General features: G+C 60.8%; 17 protein-coding genes. 6 read left to right on the forward strand and 11 right to left on the reverse strand.

Going from position 1 to position 17,122, the window contains the following annotated elements; all coding sequences use genetic code 11:
- Positions 1-169 precede the first annotated feature (169 nt).
- From folK to dksA, 7 genes are all read right to left on the reverse strand, one after another.
- The gene (gene folK / locus C4K39_RS21645) at positions 170-649 is read right to left on the reverse strand and encodes a 2-amino-4-hydroxy-6-hydroxymethyldihydropteridine diphosphokinase (RefSeq protein ID WP_124347373.1); all 480 of its coding nucleotides are present in this window, start codon (positions 647-649) and stop codon (positions 170-172) included.
- A gap of 2 nt (positions 650-651) precedes the next feature.
- The gene (locus tag C4K39_RS21650) at positions 652-2,040 is read right to left on the reverse strand and encodes a polynucleotide adenylyltransferase PcnB (RefSeq protein ID WP_068575515.1); all 1,389 of its coding nucleotides are present in this window, start codon (positions 2,038-2,040) and stop codon (positions 652-654) included.
- A gap of 724 nt (positions 2,041-2,764) precedes the next feature.
- Positions 2,765-4,186 carry a sigma-54-dependent transcriptional regulator gene (locus C4K39_RS21655; protein WP_124347375.1) on the reverse strand — a complete coding sequence of 474 codons (1,422 nt, stop codon included), beginning with the start codon at positions 4,184-4,186 and terminating at the stop codon, positions 2,765-2,767.
- 22 nt (positions 4,187-4,208) lie between these two features.
- Positions 4,209-7,163 (reverse strand): sensor histidine kinase, encoded by a 2,955-nt coding sequence (locus C4K39_RS21660; RefSeq protein WP_164487310.1) that lies wholly within the window; start codon positions 7,161-7,163, stop codon positions 4,209-4,211.
- Positions 7,147-7,323, reverse strand: a complete 177-nt coding sequence (locus C4K39_RS21665) for a hypothetical protein (protein WP_003176118.1) — start codon at positions 7,321-7,323, stop codon at positions 7,147-7,149. Before C4K39_RS21665 ends, C4K39_RS21660 begins: the two co-directional genes overlap by 17 nt.
- A gap of 77 nt (positions 7,324-7,400) precedes the next feature.
- Positions 7,401-8,288, reverse strand: coding sequence for a tRNA glutamyl-Q(34) synthetase GluQRS (gene gluQRS, locus C4K39_RS21670; protein WP_164487311.1), 888 nt, complete (start codon positions 8,286-8,288; stop codon positions 7,401-7,403).
- A gap of 155 nt (positions 8,289-8,443) precedes the next feature.
- Complete coding sequence (gene dksA / locus C4K39_RS21675) at positions 8,444-8,884, reverse strand: RNA polymerase-binding protein DksA (protein WP_011063504.1); 441 nt, start codon at positions 8,882-8,884, stop codon at positions 8,444-8,446.
- 337 nt (positions 8,885-9,221) lie between these two features.
- Here dksA and C4K39_RS21680 point away from each other — a divergent pair, with 337 nt between their 5' ends.
- Both C4K39_RS21680 and sfsA read left to right on the forward strand, forming a co-directional pair.
- Positions 9,222-10,394, forward strand: coding sequence for a pyridoxal phosphate-dependent aminotransferase (locus C4K39_RS21680; protein WP_068575511.1), 1,173 nt, complete (start codon positions 9,222-9,224; stop codon positions 10,392-10,394).
- Entirely contained in the window at positions 10,394-11,101 is a 708-nt protein-coding gene (gene sfsA / locus C4K39_RS21685) for a DNA/RNA nuclease SfsA (RefSeq protein ID WP_124347377.1), read from the forward strand. Before C4K39_RS21680 ends, sfsA begins: the two co-directional genes overlap by 1 nt.
- Here sfsA and C4K39_RS21690 read toward each other — a convergent pair.
- Complete coding sequence (locus tag C4K39_RS21690) at positions 11,098-11,415, reverse strand: Rieske (2Fe-2S) protein (protein WP_068575509.1); 318 nt, start codon at positions 11,413-11,415, stop codon at positions 11,098-11,100. The genes sfsA and C4K39_RS21690 overlap by 4 nt on opposite strands.
- 217 nt (positions 11,416-11,632) lie before the next feature.
- Here C4K39_RS21690 and C4K39_RS21695 point away from each other — a divergent pair, with 217 nt between their 5' ends.
- Genes C4K39_RS21695 through C4K39_RS21710 form a run of 4 tightly spaced genes read left to right on the forward strand, consistent with a single transcriptional unit; the run spans position 11,633 to position 15,190 of the window.
- Positions 11,633-12,508 carry a heme/hemin ABC transporter substrate-binding protein gene (locus C4K39_RS21695; protein ID WP_068575508.1) on the forward strand — a complete coding sequence of 292 codons (876 nt, stop codon included), beginning with the start codon at positions 11,633-11,635 and terminating at the stop codon, positions 12,506-12,508.
- Positions 12,505-13,542, forward strand: coding sequence for a FecCD family ABC transporter permease (locus C4K39_RS21700; protein ID WP_124347378.1), 1,038 nt, complete (start codon positions 12,505-12,507; stop codon positions 13,540-13,542). The genes C4K39_RS21695 and C4K39_RS21700 overlap by 4 nt, the downstream gene beginning before the upstream one ends.
- Entirely contained in the window at positions 13,542-14,309 is a 768-nt protein-coding gene (locus C4K39_RS21705) for a heme ABC transporter ATP-binding protein (RefSeq protein WP_124347379.1), read from the forward strand. The genes C4K39_RS21700 and C4K39_RS21705 overlap by 1 nt, the downstream gene beginning before the upstream one ends.
- Positions 14,310-14,329: 20 nt before the next feature.
- Positions 14,330-15,190 carry a ChaN family lipoprotein gene (locus C4K39_RS21710; protein ID WP_124347380.1) on the forward strand — a complete coding sequence of 287 codons (861 nt, stop codon included), beginning with the start codon at positions 14,330-14,332 and terminating at the stop codon, positions 15,188-15,190.
- A 230-nt stretch (positions 15,191-15,420) separates the two neighbouring features.
- On the opposite strand, the gene C4K39_RS21715 is transcribed toward C4K39_RS21710, so the two are convergent.
- From C4K39_RS21715 to C4K39_RS21725, 3 genes are all read right to left on the reverse strand, one after another.
- The gene (locus C4K39_RS21715; RefSeq protein ID WP_068575504.1) at positions 15,421-16,221 is read right to left on the reverse strand and encodes a Crp/Fnr family transcriptional regulator; all 801 of its coding nucleotides are present in this window, start codon (positions 16,219-16,221) and stop codon (positions 15,421-15,423) included.
- A 13-nt stretch (positions 16,222-16,234) separates the two neighbouring features.
- On the reverse strand, positions 16,235-16,507 hold the full coding sequence (locus tag C4K39_RS21720; RefSeq protein WP_068575503.1) for a TfoX/Sxy family protein: 273 nt from the start codon (positions 16,505-16,507) through the stop codon (positions 16,235-16,237).
- 220 nt (positions 16,508-16,727) lie between these two features.
- A complete protein-coding gene (locus tag C4K39_RS21725) occupies positions 16,728-17,072 on the reverse strand; it encodes a pentapeptide repeat-containing protein (protein ID WP_068575502.1) in 345 nt (114 codons plus the stop codon).
- Between the last annotated feature and the right edge of the window lie 50 nt (positions 17,073-17,122).

A 17,122-nucleotide genomic window follows, 5' to 3' on the forward strand; every position in this document is an offset into this window, starting at 1 on the left:
CGTTTCCTGAGGGTGCCGCGAACAAGCCTCACTTGAATTGCGCCCTTTAGCGCCTTGATGGCGGCAACGGGACGCCTATAGTCGTGAGGAGAACCCTGGAAGTCAATTAGATGTGTTACCGCATTGTTACGCCGCTGGTGTTACCCGCGTTACTGATGCGTTTCAGCGGTCAGGCCAGACGCTCCAGGCCGACAAATGGGCAGGCCGCGAGCAGTTCCTGCAAGGTTCGGCCATCGGCCAATTGCAGGTCGGCAGGAGCCAGCTCGGCCAAGGGATAAAGGACAAAGGGGCGTGCCTGCATATGGTAGTGGGGGACTTTCAGGCGCGGCTCATCGATCAGTCGATCACCGAACAGCAGGATGTCCAGGTCCAGGGTCCGGGGGCCCCAGCGTTCATTGCGCTCGCGACCTTGCTGGTTTTCGATGGCTTGCAAGGCATCGAGCAGGGTCAGAGGGGGCAGAGTGCTGTCCAGCGCTGCCACGGCATTGGTATAGCGAGGTTGCCCAGGCAACAGGGAATCGCTCTGGTAGAACGCCGATACACCGTATAGCCGGCTTTGCGGTAACTGCGCCAGCGCTTCGACGGCGCTGCGCAGTTGTTCTTCAGGGGCAGCCAGATTGCTGCCCATGCCGATGTAGATCCGCTCCATCACTAGGCGTCCGAAGAACCAGTGCGCTTGCGCTTGGCGCCGCCACTGCGCCGGCGCTTGCGTGGGGCGCCGGCTGTATCGTCCTTGCCGCTCAAGTCGCGGATCATGTCACGGCGTTCGGAGTCGTTGGCGTCCTGGTAGTCGGTCCACCATTCGCCCAGGCCTTCTGTCTGTTCGCCTGCGCTTTCTCGCAGCAGCAGGAAGTCGTAGCCGGCGCGAAAGCGTGGGTTATCCAGTAACTGGTCGGCCCGCTTGCCGCTGCGCCGTGGCAGGCGCTCCTGCATGTCCCAGATTTCGCGGATCGGCATGGTGAAGCGCTTGGGAATAGCTATGCGCTGGCACTGTTCGGCGATCAATTCGTGGGCGGCTTCCTGCATGGCCGGGATTGGCGGCATGCCGCGCTCTTGCAGGTGCAGCACTCGAGCGGGCAGGGCGGGCCAGAGCAAGGCGGCGAACAGGAAGGCAGGGGTCACCGGCTTGTTCTGCTTGATCCGCAGGTCGGTGTTGATCAGGGCCTCGCTGATCAGTGTATGGGTATAGGTCGGGTTGTATTCCAGGGCCTCGGCGCTAGCCGGGAACAAAGGATCGAACAGCTGCAGATCCACCAGCATTTCGAAGGTGTCGGCAGCGTGGCCGGAAAGGAACAGCTTGAGCACTTCTTCGAACAGGCGTGCCGAAGGAATTTCCCGCAGCATGGGGGCCAGTTCGCGGATCGGCGCGGCAGTGTGTTTCTCGATGCCGAAGTTCAGCTTTGCCGCGAAGCGCACGGCACGCAACATGCGTACCGGGTCTTCCTGGTAGCGCTTGCGTGGGTCGCCGATCAGGCGCACGAGGTTGTTGCGGATGTCATGGACGCCATTGGCGTAATCGAGGATCCGCTCGCTGACCGGATCGTAGTACAGGGCATTGATGGTGAAGTCGCGGCGTTGCGCGTCTTCTTCCAGGGTGCCATAGACATTGTCCCGCAGGATCCGCCCGCTTTCGTTACGCGAGGACTGGTTGTTGTCCTCTTCGTCTTCGTTTTGCGGATGGTTTGCGCGAAAGGTCGCGACCTCGATGATCTCGCGTCCGAAGTGGATATGCACCAGCTTGAAGCGACGACCGATGATCCGCGCATTGCGAAACTCGGCCCTGACCTGCTCCGGTGTGGCACTGGTGGCAACGTCGAAGTCCTTGGGAGTGATATTGAGCAGCATGTCGCGCACGCAGCCACCCACCAGGTAGGCCTGGTAACCGGCGTTCTGCAAGCGCTCGACGATACTCACCGCATACCGGCTGAATTGAGCACGTTGTAGCGAGTGCTGGCTGCTATTGAGCACTTCAGGGGTGCTGCGTTTGTGTTGCGTACGACGTACGGGAGAACGGAATGACTGGAACAGCTTCTTCAGCATGGGATGCACTGTTTGAAGGAATGTTCGGCCAAAAACGAAGAATGACCGCATGATGGGCGGTGATTCTAGCATTTAGTCGAAGGATGGTGTAGGAAGCTGCCGCGACTTGTGCACAAGACTATTGGTTTGTGCCGCCAGGAGAGCCAGAGCGAATTCCAGAAACCACAAGGGGAGCCGAAGCTCCCCCAGAATAGTTGCGTGCTCTGTTTTTATTATTCGATTTCGGGCTTCTTGTTTTTGTTTAACGCCCTTGTCACCTGGTTTGTCCAGAGTGACCCTCCCAATCGGGAGCCAAGAGCAAACGGATTGCTTTGATCGCTGAGTTGCAATGATCTTTCGATCCAACCAGTTCAGGCTCTGCTTTAGGGCAGTTTTTGTTGTTCTCAGCCTGGTTGTGGGGCACGCCCCAAATACAACGCCTCTTCAAAAGAATCAGTTAGCTGCGCCTCCGCCGTGTTGTTTTTGTTATGCGTGAGTCGATTCGTCTTATTTTTATTGTCTTATGCATTGCTTGTTATTGTTCTTGTACCAAACATATAGCAGGTGCCGTGCCAACTTTTGCAAACCCCAATAAAACAAGGGGTTAGACGGGGCGGGCAGGTTTTTTCAAGGCAAAAAAAACCGGGGCTTCGTTACCTTTAGCCCCGGCTTTTGTTACGTCCCCTTACAGGGGTAACAGTTTTTTTCACAAACCCGGCGTTACCTCATCCAGGTTGTGCAGGTATCAGCTTTCGCTGGTCGCGCCACTCTTGCGACGTGGAATGCCCAGGCGCTGACGTCGCTCCCACAGGCATTTGCGGCTGACGCCCAGCTTGCGGGCCAATTCGGTCTCGGTCATGTGGTCCTGGTGTTCCAGGACAAAATGCTGGAAGTAATCTTCCAGTGACAGATCTTCGGTCGGCTCGTGGCTGGTGGCCCCTGGCTGGGGTGCCAGGCTGACGAAGTCGTCGTCCTCCAGATCACTCAATTCGATATCGATACCCAGTAGGTCCGCGGAAATCTCTGGGCTTTCGCACAGGATCACTGCGCGCTCCACCGCGTTTTCCAGTTCACGCACGTTACCCGGCCATGAGTAATGTCGAATCGCCTGTTCGGCATCGGCGGAGAATTTCAGGTCCGTGCGGCCGATACGTGCGCTCTGGCGGGCCAGGAAAGCGTTGGCGATTTCATTCACATCCGCGCCGCGCTCGCGCAAGGCCGGTAGCTTCAAGGCAATTACGTGCAGGCGATAGTACAAGTCCTCGCGGAACTGGCCGATCTTCGACAGGCTCTTCAGATCCCTGTGGGTCGCGGCGATGAGGCGTACGTCAACCTTCTGCGACTGTACCGAGCCGACGCGGCGAATTTCACCTTCCTGCAGTACGCGCAGCAGGCGCGCCTGGGCTTCTAGAGGCAGTTCGCCAATTTCGTCGAGGAACAAGGTGCCGCCATCGGCTGCTTCCACCAGGCCGGCCCGACCAGCGCTGGCGCCGGTGAATGCGCCTTTCTCGTGGCCGAACAGCTCGGATTCGATCAGGGTCTCCGGAATGGCGGCACAGTTCACCGAGATCATGGGGGCCTTGGCCCGCTTGGACAGGTTGTGCAGTGCCCGCGCTACCAGCTCCTTGCCGGTCCCGGACTCGCCCTGGATCAAGACGTTGGAGTCGGTGGGCGCGACCTTGCGGATCTTGCCGTACAGATCCTGCATCGGTGCGCAGGAGCCGATGATGCCGATCTCGCCGTTCGCGTTCCCGGCCTTTTCGGTCCCAGTGCCGGTCTTGCCTGCCGGGCGTTCGGCCGGCATCTGCTCGACGTTTTGCCGATCCCGCAGGATCCGCGCCACGGCCTGGAGCATTTCATCGTGGTCGAAAGGCTTGGCGATATAGTCCACCGCGCCCATTTTCATCGAGTCCACGGCCGAGCGCAGGCTGGCGTAGCTGGTCATGATCAGTACCGGTTTGCCCTGGCCGAGCTTGATCAGCTCGGTACCCGGGGCACCAGGCAAGCGCAGGTCACTGACGATCAGATCGAACGTGGGGATACTGAAGCGTTCCTGTGCTTCCTGCACTGAGCCGGCTTCGCTGACCTGATACTGGTTGCGTTCCAACAGGCGTCGCAGGGCGGAGCGGATGATGGTTTCGTCTTCGACGATCAGAATATGCGGCATTGATTCAATTCTCTCGACGGTCTCAGTTCACAGCGGACGTCGCTTCGACATGGCGCGGTAAGGTCACTCGGATACGGGTGCCGCGCTGGCTCTGTGGATCGGCCGGGCTGTCGATGGTGATTTGTCCATAATGCTCTTCAACGATGGAATAGACCAGTGCAAGGCCCAGTCCGGTGCCTTCCCCTGGGTCCTTGGTGGTGAAAAACGGTTCGAACAATCGGTCCATGATGTTCTTCGGAATGCCACTGCCTTCGTCCTCCACGATCAGGTCTACCGTGTGCTCGAAAGCCTCGCTCTTGACGCGTACGGCGCTACCGGGAGGAGAGGCGTCGCGGGCGTTCGACAGCAGGTTGATCAGGACCTGGGCCAGGCGCTGGGGGTCGCCATCGACCCAGTGGTCGGGATCGCATAAATTGAAGAACTGCACCTCGAAATTGCGTCGGTTCAATGCCAGCAGGCCAATGGCGTCCTGGGCCACTTCCGCCAGGCACACCGCTTCGTCGTTGTGCTGGTGGCTACCGGCGTGGGCAAAGCTCATCAAGGATTGGACGATGCGCGAGATGCGCTTGGTCTGTTCGAGGATCTGCCCACTGATTTCCGTCAGCTCGCTGTCTTCTTCACGCTCTTCACGCAGGTTCTGCGCCAGGCAGGCGATGCCGGTGACCGGGTTGCCGATTTCATGGGCCACCCCGGCGGCCAGGCGCCCGATGCTGGCCAGTCGTTCTGAATGCACCAGCTTGTCTTCCAGGGTCTGAGTCTCGGTCAGGTCTTCCACCAGCAGCACCAGCCCACTATTGCCTGGAGCCAAGGGCTCGTCGATCGCGGCCTTGTGCAGGTTCAACCAGCGTGTCTGGCCGTCCAGGGCCAGGTGCTGCTTGTGCAAGTGCTCGTCCGGCAGGTCGATGAAGCCTTGCAGCAGGTCTTTCCAGGGGTTGGCGATGGTGCCCAGGCGCGATCCCACTACATGCTGGGCAGGGATCCCGGTGAGTTCCTCCATGGCCTTGTTCCACATCAGGATTTCCTGGTCCTTGGCCAGGGAGCAAACACCCATCGGCAGTTCTTGCAGGGTTTGCCGGTGATAGCGCCGCAGGGCGTCGAGCTCGGCAGCCAGGCCGGTCAGGCGCGAGTGGTAGTCCTCGAGCCGGCTTTCAATGAAGTGAATGTCCTCGGTCACGTAATTCTCGCCACCAGCCTTGTAGGGCAGGAAGGTTTCCACCATGTCCTGTGCAACGCTGGGGCCCATCAGGCCTGAGAGGTTGGCTTCGATCCGGTCGCGCAGGCGCCGCAGGGCATAGGGCCGGCGCTCATCGAAAGGCAGGTAGAGATCGCGCAAGGCTTGTTCCACTTCCTTCTGTGCAGCCTTGGCACCCAGGGGCTTGGCCAGCTGGGTGGCGAACTCCTGGGGCGATGCCGCGTGCAGTTCCCGACGCTGAGGGCGGCGTACGTTATCCACTGCGCAGGCTTCCGCAGCGCTGGCCTCCTCGGAACTGGCATTGGTGAACAACGAGACCAGGGTGAACATCAGGACGTTGGCTGCCAACGAGGCAATGGCTGCCATGTGCCAACTGGTGTCGTCGAGGACGTAGATCATGTTCAGCAGCGGGATGTAGAAGCCTTGCAGGTTGCCGATCAGCGGCAGCAGCATGGTCACCATCCACACCAGGATCCCGGCCAGCAAACCGGCGATGAAGCCCCGGCGATTGGCGGTCGGCCAGTACAGGACCGAGAGCACTCCAGGCAGGAATTGCAGGGTCGCGACGAACGCCACGATCCCCAGGTTGGCCAGGTCCTGCTCGGCCCCCAGCAGCAGGTAGAAGGCATAGCCGGCCATGATGATGGCGACGATCAGGGCCCGGCGGGTCCACTTCAGCCAGCGGTAGATATTGCCTTCCGCTGGTGGTTGGTAAAGCGGCAGTACCAGGTGGTTCAGGGCCATCCCCGAGAGGGCCAGCGTGGTGACGATGATCAGGCCACTGGCGGCCGAGAGCCCACCGATATACGCCATCAGTGCCAGGGCCGGGCTATTGGCGGCAATGCCGATACCCAGGGTGAAGTATTCCGGGTTGGTGGTGGCGCCAAGCTTGAGTCCGGCCCAGAGGATCAGCGGTACTGCCAGGCTCATCAGCAACAGGAACAGCGGCAGGCCCCAACTGGCGCTGACCAGGGCGCGGGGGTTGAGGTTTTCGGTGAAGGTCATGTGGTACATGTGCGGCATGACGATCGCCGAGGCGAAGAACACCAGCAGCAGTGTGCGCCATGGGCCTTCTTGCAGGGGGGTATGCAACGCCGCGAGGGCGGTCTGGTTTTGCAGCAGCCAGAGCTCCAGCTGTTGCGGCCCGTCGAACACCCCGTACAACGCGTACAGGCCGACACTGCCGATGGCGATCAGCTTGATCACCGACTCGAAGGCGATGGCGAACACCAGGCCTTCGTGTTTTTCCCGGGTGGCGATGTGCCGTGAGCCGAAGAAGATAGTGAACAGTGTGATGAGTGCGCAGAAGCTCAGGGCCACCCGATGTTGCACCGGCTCATGGGTCAGGATGCCGATGGAGTCGGCCACCGCCTGGATCTGCAGGGCCAGTAGCGGCAATACCCCCACCAGCATGAAGATAGTGGTCAGTGCGCCGGCCCAGGTGCTGCGGAAACGGAAGGCGAACAGGTCGGCCAGGGATGACAGTTGGTAGGTGCGGGTGATCTTGAGGATCGGATACAACAGTACGGGCGCCAGCAGGAAGGCCCCGGATACTCCCAGGTAGCTGGAAAGGAAGCCGTAGCCGTACTGGTAGGCCAGGCCCACGGTGCCGTAGAAGGCCCAGGCGCTGGCATAGACTCCCAGCGACAGGGTGTAGGTCAGCGGGTGGCGAATGATCGAGCGCGGGATCATGCCGCGCTCGCTGATCCAGGCCACCCCGAACAGCACCAGTAGATAGGCGGCGCTGGCCAGGATCATCTGGGTCAGGCTAAAGCTCATCGGCATCTTTTTGACTCTGCAGGATGAAGGTCACGACGATCAGAATCAGCCAGAGCAGATACGGGCGATACCAGGCGCCAGTAGCATCGATCCACCAATCCATGATGGCGGGGGAGAACAGATAGATCCCCACTACCAGGAGCAGGACCAAGCGATAGATGTACATCTCGGCCTCTCTTTATTGTGTGCGTGCCCGAAAACGTGCGGCGATGGTAACGGATGGGCGCCAACCTGCAAGTGGCGTCAGTTCAATTGCGCTTCCGGTACGTTCAGTGTGCGCGGAATCAGCGACGCGTCCCAGTGATGGATTCCCCACCTCATGATTTCCGCCACGCTGGCATCGGCCAGGTCGGCTGGTGGTTTCTGGCCCAGGGCCCTTAGGGCGCGCAGTAACAGCGGCGGGGCCTGGTCTTCCGTCAGCGGCGGCGAACGATAGGATTTGCCGAGCTTGTGGCCATCCGGCTGGGTGATCAGCGGCACATGCAGGTAGCGTGGCTGGGGCAGGCCCAGCAGTTCCTGCAGATAGAGCTGGCGCGGGGTGGAGTCCAGCAGGTCGGCGCCGCGCACGATATCGGTGATCCCCTGCCAGGCATCGTCGAGCACCACGGCCAGTTGGTAGGCATAGAGCCCGTCGCGACGGCGAATCACGAAGTCTCCCACCTCCCGCCCCAGGTGCTGGCGGAACTGGCCCTGGACCCGGTCGATGAAGTGATACTCGAGCTCAGGTACCCGCAAGCGTATTGCCGCGTCATCCTGGGCATGTCCGAGGTTGCGGCACAGCCCTGGGTAGATGCCCTGGTAGGGCTCCAGTTGCTTGCGCGAACAGGTGCAAGCGTAGGCCAGCCCCTGGTTGAACAGGCGATCCAGGACCTGGGCATAGGCATCGTGGCGTTCGCTCTGGCGGATCATTTCGCCATCCCATTCGAAGCCATAGCTTTCCAGGGCCTTGAGGATCGCCGACTGGGCCCCGGGTTCTTCGCGGGGTGGGTCCAGGTCTTCCATGCGCAGCAGCCAGCGGCCACCGACGGCGCGGGCATCCAGGTAGGAGGCCAGGGCGGCGACCAATGAGCCGAAGTGCAGGTAGCCACTGGGAGTGGGGGCGAAGCGCCCGATATAGGAAGAGGCAGTCATGGCGCGGATGTTACTTGCTCTGGTCCCCTGGTGGCGATGGCGTTGGTAGCTACTGCCATTGGCGAGCAGGATCGTTCATGCGGGGGAGGCGAAAAGGAGGAGGCAGAAACAAAAACGGAGCGTTTTTACGCTCCGTTTCTGGTCCAGGCCGGCGCTTACTTGCCGACCTGTTTTTCCTTGATTTCTGCCAAGGTCTTGCAGTCTACGCACATGTCGGCGGTAGGGCGGGCTTCGAGGCGCCGGATACCGATCTCGACACCGCAGGACTCGCACCAGCCGTACTCTTCGTCTTCGATCAGTTGCAGGGTCTTGTCGATTTTCTTGATCAGCTTGCGCTCACGGTCACGGGCGCGCAGTTCGAGGCTGAATTCTTCTTCCTGGCTGGCACGGTCGGCCGGATCGGGGAAGTTGGCAGCCTCGTCCTTCATGTGATCAACAGTGCGGTCGACTTCCTGCATCAAGTCCTGCTTCCACTTGTTCAGGATCTTGGTGAAGTGCTCGCGCATGGGCTTGCCCATGTACTCTTCGCCCGCAGTCTCAACATAAGGTTCAAAACCGCTGATCGATTGAATCTGTTGCTTTGCTTGGGTGGGCATGAATGGACCGCCTCTACTCTTGTAATCCATTGCGCAGGATTGCTCCATCTCCGACAGTTGCCGGCCCTGCGACTGCAAGCGGGCGAACTTACCAGATCAAACCTGAGCGCGCTACTCCCGGTTGTCGAGCCTTTGTCCTGCCTGGCCTATGGGCGGAGAAAAGTCTGACATGGCTTTATGACCGCTTCATTCAATCATTGATTTTAGCCAACGCTGCGGGTTCCGTTTAATTCGATTGGACCTGGGCCAAAGAGCGCCGGAATACTCCCGGGTTCTCCCTAATCCTGCGAGCATGGGTAGAATCGAATTTTTGCTCCCCTTGGATGAAGGAAGGCTAATGGCTCTGCCCTACAGTGCGCGCAGTCGCGCTATCGAACCTTTCCATGTCATGGCTTTGCTGGCCCGGGCCAACGAGCTGCAGGCCGCTGGGCATGATGTGATTCACCTGGAGATCGGCGAACCGGACTTCACCACCGCCGAACCCATCATCAAGGCTGGCCAGGCCGCGTTGAGCGCCGGCAAGACTCGCTATACAGCGGCCCGTGGCATCCCCGAGCTGCGCAAGGCGATCTCTGGCTTCTACCAGCAGCGCTACGGCCTGGATATCGATCCCGAGCGGATCATGATCACCCCTGGCGGTTCCGGTGCCCTGTTGCTGGCCAGCAGCTTGCTAGTGGACCCCGGCAAGCACTGGTTGCTGGCCGACCCGGGCTATCCTTGCAACCGGCATTTCCTGCGCTTGGTGGAAGGGGCGGCGCAACTGGTTCCGGTCGGTCCGGATGTGCGCTACCAACTGACCCCGGACCTGGTAGAGCGCTACTGGGACCAGGACAGCGTCGGTGCCCTGGTGGCCTCTCCGGCAAACCCCACCGGCACGCTCCTCAGTCGTGACGAACTGGCTGGCTTGTCTTCGGCGGTCAAGGCGCACAACGGCCACCTGGTGGTGGACGAGATCTACCATGGCCTGACCTACGGCACCGATGCGGCCAGCGTCCTGGAAGTGGATGACAGTGCCTTCGTCCTGAATAGTTTTTCCAAGTATTTCGGCATGACCGGCTGGCGCCTGGGTTGGCTGGTGGCGCCCGAAGCCGCGATCGGCGAACTGGAGAAGCTCGCGCAAAACCTCTACATCAGCGCCCCGAGCATAGCCCAGCATGCCGCCCTGGCCTGTTTCGAACCCGCGACCATCGACATCCTGGAAGAACGGCGCGCCGAGTTCGGACGTCGTCGTGACTTCCTGCTGCCGGCCCTGCGCGAGTTGGGCTTCGGTATCGCCGTGGAGCCTGAAGGGGCCTTCTACCTGTATGCCGATATCAGCGCCTTTGGTGGCGATGCCTTTGCCTTCTGCCGGCATTTCCTGGAAACCGAGCACCTGGCTTTCACGCCAGGTCTGGATTTCGGTCGCCACCAGGCGGGACATCATGTGCGGTTCGCTTATACCCAGAGCCTGGAGCGCTTGCAGGAAGCGGTGGAGCGAGTTGCCCGCGGCCTGCAGAGCTGGCAAGGCTGATGCGTTTCGATCCTCCCCTGGAAGAGGGGCGCCTGTTACGTCGCTACAAGCGTTTTCTGGCCGATATCGAAACCCTCCATGGTGAGCAACTGACCATCCACTGCCCCAATACCGGCTCCATGTTCAACTGCATGGTGGAGGGGGGGCAGGTGTGGTTCAGTCGCTCGAACGATCCCAAGCGCAAGTTGCCAGGGACCTGGGAAATCAGCGAAACCCCGCAGGGCCGGCTGGCTTGCGTGAATACCGGGCGGGCCAACCGCTTGGTGGAAGAAGCATTGCATGCCGGGGTGATCAGCGAATTGCGTGGTTTTACCGAGCTCAAGCGCGAGGTGGCGTATGGGCAGGAAAACAGCCGTGTGGATTTTCGTCTCGACTTTCCAGAGGGTCCGGCATTCGTTGAGGTCAAGAGTGTCACCCTGGGCTTCGATGGTTCGACGGTCGCTGCATTTCCCGATGCGGTGACCCAGCGTGGGGCCAAGCACATGCGCGAGTTGGCGAGCCTGGCCCGCGAGGGGATCAGGGCAGTGCAGCTGTATTGCGTCAATCTATCGGGCATCGATGCGGTACGCCCGGCGGAGGAAATCGACCCGGGTTACGCTGCGGCGCTGCGCGAGGCGGTGGCGGCTGGCGTCGAGGTACTGGCCTATGGCGTGCGCCTGACGGCCCAAGAGGTATGTATCGACCGACGTCTTGAGGTACGGCTCTAGAGCTCGACCCAGATCCCCTGGCTGTCCTCGTGGCAGTCGATGCTTTGCAGTGACTGGCCGGCGCAAGGGCCGGCCACGCATTCGCCGCTTTCGATCAGGAACAGTGCGCCATGGGTGGCGCACTGGATCAGGCTGGCACTGGGGTCGAGGAACTGATCGGGTTGCCACTCCAGCGCGACGCCCCGGTGCGGGCAACGGTTGCTGTAGACATAAGCCCGCTGCTCACGGCGCACGGCGAAGAGCTTTACGCCATCGAGCAGAAAACCCCGGCTGCCGGCTTCGGGCAGGTCGCTGCCAGCGCAAAGAAATTTCATGACTATCCTTTTGGTCCGTAAGCCTTGGTTGAGCCTGCCACGGATTTCTCCTGGCCGCAGGGTGAAACATGTCGATGCTTGACGGTCAAATGCAAACAATTATCAAATGGCCGCTTCGCTCGTTGAGGAGCGCTCGATCATTTCGATGCCTGGCCAGCCTGGCATGTCACATGGACAGCAGCTTCGAGGGCCTCACTTCTATAAAGGAAATGTTCATATGCGCCTGACCGCCAGCGCGTTTGCGTTCTGTGCCGGATTGCTGGTGAGCCACTGGGCCACTGCCGAGGAGTTGCCACAGCGTTGGGTCAGTGCCGGCGGAGCCTTGTCCGAGTGGGTGAGTGCCCTGGGGGCGGAGTCGAATCTGGTGGGGGTCGACACCACCAGTCAACACCCGGCGTCGCTCAAGGCGTTGCCCAGCATTGGCTATCAGCGCCAGTTGTCATCTGAAGGTGTACTGAGCCTGCGTCCACAATTGTTGATTGGAACCGAGGAGATGGGGCCGCCGCCGGTGATCTCGCAGATTCGCAGTGCCGGGGTGAAGGTCGAATTGTTTTCTGCCGAGGCTGACCTGGCCACTTTGCAGCAAACCTTGCAGCATCTGGGGCAACTCCTGGGACGCGAGGAGCAGGCCGGGCAGCTGTTCCAAGGCTATCGGCAGCAACTGGAGCAGCAACAAGCCTGGATCGCCAAGGCACAAGAACATCAGTCGGCGCCGGGAGTGCTACTGGTCCTGGGGCATGCCGGGGGCAAGCCACTGATCGCCGGCAAGGACACCGCCGCTGACTGGCTACTGCAACGGGCCGGTGGGCGTAACCTGGCGACTCATACCGGGTACAAGCCGTTCTCGGTGGAGTCTTTGGCAGGTCTTAGTCCTGATGTCCTGGTGTTCTCCGACCGCAGCTTGACTGGGGATGCGGCCCGCGCCGCCTTGTTCAAGGAAAATCCGGCATTGGCGGCGACCCGGGCGGTCAAGAACGGGCGGGTGGTCGAGCTGGACCCGACCTTGTTGGTCGGGGGCCTAGGGCCGCGCCTGCCTGAAAGCCTGAAACAACTGTCGACGGTCTTTTATCCACAGGCCAAGCCAGGCCAATGAGTCGTCTGGTCAAACCCCGTACGCTGTTTCTGGGGCTCGGAGCCTTATGTCTCTTGGCGACCTGGCTTTCCTTGGCTCTGGGCCCGGTCAGCTTGCCATTGCTGGATACCTTGCGCGCCGCCTTGCGGATGCTGGGCATGCCGATTGATGGACAAGGGTTGGAGCAGGCCGAATTGATCCTCGGTCAGATTCGCCTGCCCCGAACCCTGCTCGGTCTGGCCGTGGGTGGTGTGTTGGCCCTGTCTGGAGTGGCCATGCAGGGGCTGTTTCGCAACCCGCTCGCCGACCCCGGTTTGGTGGGGGTATCCAGTGGTGCTGCGCTGGGAGCGGCGATCGCCATCGTAGGGGGGGCGATGTTCGGTGGCTTGCCGGAAGCCATCGGTCCTTATCTGCTTTCGCTTTGCGCATTTCTGGGCGGGCTGGGTGTGACGGCGCTGGTCTATCGACTGGGACGACGCAATGGCCAGACCCATGTGGCGACAATGCTGTTGGCGGGTATTGCCCTGACGGCCCTGGCCGGTTCTGCCGTGGGCCTGTTCACCTACCTGGCCGACGATGCCACCTTGCGTACCCTGACCTTCTGGAATCTGGGGAGCCTGAACGGTGCCAGCTATCAGCGCCTATGGCCTCTGCTGCTGGTGACGCTCGCGGTGGCGCTGTGGCTGCCACGTCGGGCCAAGGCCCTGAATGCGTTGTTACTGGGCGAGTCGGAGGCCAAGCATTTGGGCGTCGATGTCGAGAGGCTCAAGCGCGAACTGGTGTTCTGCACTGCCCTTGGCGTCGGGGCGGCGGTCGCCGCCGCTGGGATGATCGGTTTCGTCGGTCTGGTGGTGCCTCATCTGGTCCGCCTTTTGGCTGGGCCTGATCATCGCACTTTGCTGCCAGCATCGATCCTGGCCGGGGCCAGCCTGCTGCTGTTGGCCGACCTGGTGGCGCGTCTGGCGCTGGCGCCGGCCGAATTGCCCATCGGCATCGTCACGGCCTTTCTCGGGGCTCCTTTCTTTTTGTACCTGCTATTGCGAGGGCGTGCCTGATGTTGCAAGCAGAGGACCTGCACATCCGACGTGGGGCAAAGCAGGTGCTGGCAGGGATCGACCTGCAACTCAAGCCCGGTGAAGTGCTGGGGGTGCTGGGCCCCAATGGCGCGGGTAAGAGCAGCCTGCTGGGAGCCTTGAGCGGCGAATTGTCCGCACATCAGGGGCGGGTGCTGCTGGATCAGCGGGAGCTGGCGCAGTGGGAAGGGATGCAACGGGCCCAGCGCCTGGCCGTGCTGCCCCAGGCGTCGAGCCTGGATTTTGCCTTTCGGGTCGAGGAAGTGGTGGGGCTGGGGCGCTTACCCCACCAGACCGGTCGTATCCGTGACGCGCAGATAGTCAGTGCCGCCCTTGCGGCGGCCGATGTCGGGCACCTTCGGGATCGCAGCTATCTGGCCCTGTCGGGAGGCGAGCGCCAGCGGGTGCACCTGGCCAGGGTCCTGGCTCAACTATGGCCGGGGCAAGAGGGGCAGAGCCTGTTGCTCGACGAGCCCACTTCGGCCCTCGACCCGTTGCACCAGCATGTCACTTTGCAAGCCATCCGGGCTTTTGCCGAGCAGGGCGTGGCGGTGTTGGTGATCCTCCATGACCTTAACCTGGCGGCGCGCTACTGTGATCGGGTGCTACTGCTTGAGGGGGGGCGCGCTCATTCTCTGGGGACACCGGCGTGCGTGCTGCAGGCCGAACCCTTGAAGGCAGTGTTCGGCCTTGAGGTGTTGGTGCAGGAGCATCCTGAGCGCGGGCATCCGCTGATCATTGCTCGTTGACTCGAAAGTTGGAGGGCGTGATGCGTTCCTTGTGGTGTGTGCTGGTGGTATTGCTGGCGGGGTGCCAGAGCGCACCTTCGATCTTGCCGCCGGTGGTGGTACGGCCGGGGGATATTGTCAACTTGCATAGTGGCCAGGTACTCAGTCCTGATGAGCTGGTGGCGCATTTGGTGCCAGCACCACGAGTGATCGTTGGTGAGCGCCATGACAATCCTGACCACCATGCCTTGCAGCTATGGCTCTTGCGTTCGATGGCTGCCAAGCGTTCTCAAGGCAGCCTGTTGTTGGAGATGCTCAATCCGGATCAGCAGGCCAGGGTCGATGGCGTCAAGCGTTCGGCTGGTACGGGACGCCTGCCTGATGATTTGCCAGGATTGTTGGCTTGGCAATCGGGATGGGATTGGAGCCTCTATGGGCCTTTGGTCGGTTATGCGCTCAAACAACCCTATCCGCTGCTGGCAGCCAACCTGGACCGCCAGGAGGTGCGTGGAATCTATGCCAAGGTCCCTTCCGTGCCGGGAGTGAGTGCCAATGCCCGAGCGGTGGTTGATGCCTTGTCCCGGCAGATCCGCGAGTCTCATTGTGGCCTGCTGCCTGATAGTCAGGTGCCAGCCATGCTGGCGGTACAGCAGCAACGGGATCGGCGCATGGCCGAGCGGTTGTTGGCGGCTCCGGCTCCAGCGGTTCTTCTTGCTGGTGCCTTTCATGCTCGCAAGGATCTTGGCGTGCCATTGCATATGGCTGACTTGGCCCCCGGGCGCGAGGCCGTGGTGTTATTGCTAGCCGAACAGGGAAGCCAGGTAGGAGCATCGAGCGCCGATTTTGTCTGGTATACGCCAGCGCAACCTGAGCAGGACTATTGCGCCCGGCTGAAACAGTGATCATGTTTTTGCAGGCAAAAAAAGACCCGGCAAGAGCCGGGTCAAATAACCGTGATTAGCCTGATGAGGAGATAATCTGAGAGTCCGAACCACTGGTCTTCCAGGTTATCGGCTGATCTCGCGACCAGTTGTGATAATCATAACGATTCTCATTTAGATGTCAACGAAGTGATTCCAGGTTTTTGCATATTTCGCTAAACGCTTGTTTGAATCGTTACCGGCCACTGGTTTTATTCCTTGCCGCCTTGGGTCCTGAGCCGGATGACTTCCCTGTTCAGTTGGTTGATGCGCCGCGCCATGCTTTCGATCAGGCTATGGGCCACGCGGGGATTGCTCTGGGTCAGGCTGAGAAATTGTTCCTTGGGAATCAGCATGATGGTGCTCGGCTCGCTGGCGATGACACTGGCGCTGCGTTTTTCTCCGGTGAATACCGACATGGCACCGAAGATCTCGTCCTTGGGCACATCGCCAACCTTGTGAGCGTCGACAAAGGCTTCGGCATGACCTTCGACGATCACGAAGACATGATCGGCCTCATCCCCCTGGGCAATCAGCACTTCACCGGCTTGTACTCGCTTGAAGCCATTGCTGCTTCGCAGCTCCGGAGGCTTGAGGCGGGCGACGGCATCCGAGAGCAGGGCGGTCTGGCCGATCAGGTACTGCACCAGTAACTCAGATCGTTGTTCATCGGCGTAGATGTGCCGGAACACCTCGGCCCTCTGGTAGGGGATCAGGGTCAACGGCGCGTCGCAACTCAAGTGCCATTGGGGGTGTTCGATACCGCGACGTAACCCGACCAGGTCTCCCTCATGCAGGTAGAACAGCGGCCGCTCCTCCACGCTGGCCTGGATCACGCCACTTTCCAGCAAGAACAGTTGCTGGCCGGGCAGTACATTGGCCAGGTCTGTCGTAGCGGGCAGCTCTAATGCCGGGCCATCGGGGGGTAAACCATCCAGCAGCTGCGGTGGAATGCCCTGCAGGCGATTGATCAGGGCGTCGGCGTAGGCCGGTTGCTCTCCCAGGAGATACATAAGGACCTGCCAGTCAATTTTTGTGGCGAGCGGAAATGGCGTCCAGCTGTTTGTTCAAGGCTTCTTTGCGTTCGGCGGGGAGGTCGTTCCAGTGCATGTCCATCAACGCACCCTCAATGGCATAGAGCAGGACCTTGGAGGCGCGAAAACCACGGGTACGCACGGCCCGGTATGCGTCCACCGCTCCCAGGCGGCGCAGGTCCGAAGCGCTATGGATGCCCACTGCATGCAGCCATTGTGCGGATGTCTTGCCAAGGTTCTTCAGGTGTTGCAATTCATCATTCATCAAGCCTCCTGGCGATGGCCGAATGGTGAGTGGGCAGCTCCAAAAGAGTGTAGCGCTCAGTAGAAATCGCGCTGTTCTTTGGTCGGGTTTGGCGCAAATGCTTCTAAGGCAGGGGATTCACAGCCAGGAGGGATAGATGTGCAAATGGCCTCTTGGGGGCGAGGCGCTGGGCAAGCGCAGTCCGGCGCAAGGACTGGCGCCGGACTGAGTGCAGGGAGAGTCAGCGGGTACGGTAGCGCAGGCGAGTACCGAAGTTGACTGACATGAGAATCTCGTCGGCAGTGAGTTCTACCGGGAAATAAGCGCCGGATATCTGGGCATGGGCAAGGCTAGCGCCCTCCATGCTGGCATTCCTGAGATCGAGTCCACGCAGGTCGGCGGAGCGGAAATAAGCGTCGGTGAAGTCGATACCTTCCGCGTTCAGTTCTCGCAGGTCCAGGCCTCGAAAGTCTCCGCCGCGCATATCGATGGGCTGATCTTTCGGGCGCTCACGGTTGAATCCCGTGATGTCGTCCTTGTGCAGTAGTGCGTAGAGCGGGGTATCGAGTAGTTTGGGGTGGCTCATGGCGACATCACCAGTGCTGGATTTATGACGCCAGTATAGTGCCACTATTT

It is taken from the genome of Pseudomonas sessilinigenes (assembly GCF_003850565.1).
GTDB classification, from domain to species: domain Bacteria; phylum Pseudomonadota; class Gammaproteobacteria; order Pseudomonadales; family Pseudomonadaceae; genus Aquipseudomonas; species Aquipseudomonas sessilinigenes.

Bases quoted from the DNA above. Each gene is read 5' to 3' on its own strand.
- folK (WP_124347373.1), bottom strand. From the start codon at position 649: ATGGAGCGGATCTACATCGGCATGGGCAGCAATCTGGCTGCCCCTGAA.
- C4K39_RS21650 (WP_068575515.1), bottom strand. From the start codon at position 2,040: ATGCTGAAGAAGCTGTTCCAGTCATTCCGTTCTCCCGTACGTCGTACG.
- C4K39_RS21655 (WP_124347375.1), bottom strand. From the start codon at position 4,186: ATGCCGCATATTCTGATCGTCGAAGACGAAACCATCATCCGCTCCGCC.
- C4K39_RS21660 (WP_164487310.1), bottom strand. From the start codon at position 7,163: ATGCCGATGAGCTTTAGCCTGACCCAGATGATCCTGGCCAGCGCCGCC.
- C4K39_RS21665 (WP_003176118.1), bottom strand. From the start codon at position 7,323: ATGTACATCTATCGCTTGGTCCTGCTCCTGGTAGTGGGGATCTATCTG.
- gluQRS (WP_164487311.1), bottom strand. From the start codon at position 8,288: ATGACTGCCTCTTCCTATATCGGGCGCTTCGCCCCCACTCCCAGTGGC.
- dksA (WP_011063504.1), bottom strand. From the start codon at position 8,884: ATGCCCACCCAAGCAAAGCAACAGATTCAATCGATCAGCGGTTTTGAA.
- C4K39_RS21680 (WP_068575511.1), top strand. From the start codon at position 9,222: ATGGCTCTGCCCTACAGTGCGCGCAGTCGCGCTATCGAACCTTTCCAT.
- sfsA (WP_124347377.1), top strand. From the start codon at position 10,394: ATGCGTTTCGATCCTCCCCTGGAAGAGGGGCGCCTGTTACGTCGCTAC.
- C4K39_RS21690 (WP_068575509.1), bottom strand. From the start codon at position 11,415: ATGAAATTTCTTTGCGCTGGCAGCGACCTGCCCGAAGCCGGCAGCCGG.
- C4K39_RS21695 (WP_068575508.1), top strand. From the start codon at position 11,633: ATGCGCCTGACCGCCAGCGCGTTTGCGTTCTGTGCCGGATTGCTGGTG.
- C4K39_RS21700 (WP_124347378.1), top strand. From the start codon at position 12,505: ATGAGTCGTCTGGTCAAACCCCGTACGCTGTTTCTGGGGCTCGGAGCC.
- C4K39_RS21705 (WP_124347379.1), top strand. From the start codon at position 13,542: ATGTTGCAAGCAGAGGACCTGCACATCCGACGTGGGGCAAAGCAGGTG.
- C4K39_RS21710 (WP_124347380.1), top strand. From the start codon at position 14,330: ATGCGTTCCTTGTGGTGTGTGCTGGTGGTATTGCTGGCGGGGTGCCAG.
- C4K39_RS21715 (WP_068575504.1), bottom strand. From the start codon at position 16,221: ATGTATCTCCTGGGAGAGCAACCGGCCTACGCCGACGCCCTGATCAAT.
- C4K39_RS21720 (WP_068575503.1), bottom strand. From the start codon at position 16,507: ATGAATGATGAATTGCAACACCTGAAGAACCTTGGCAAGACATCCGCA.
- C4K39_RS21725 (WP_068575502.1), bottom strand. From the start codon at position 17,072: ATGAGCCACCCCAAACTACTCGATACCCCGCTCTACGCACTACTGCAC.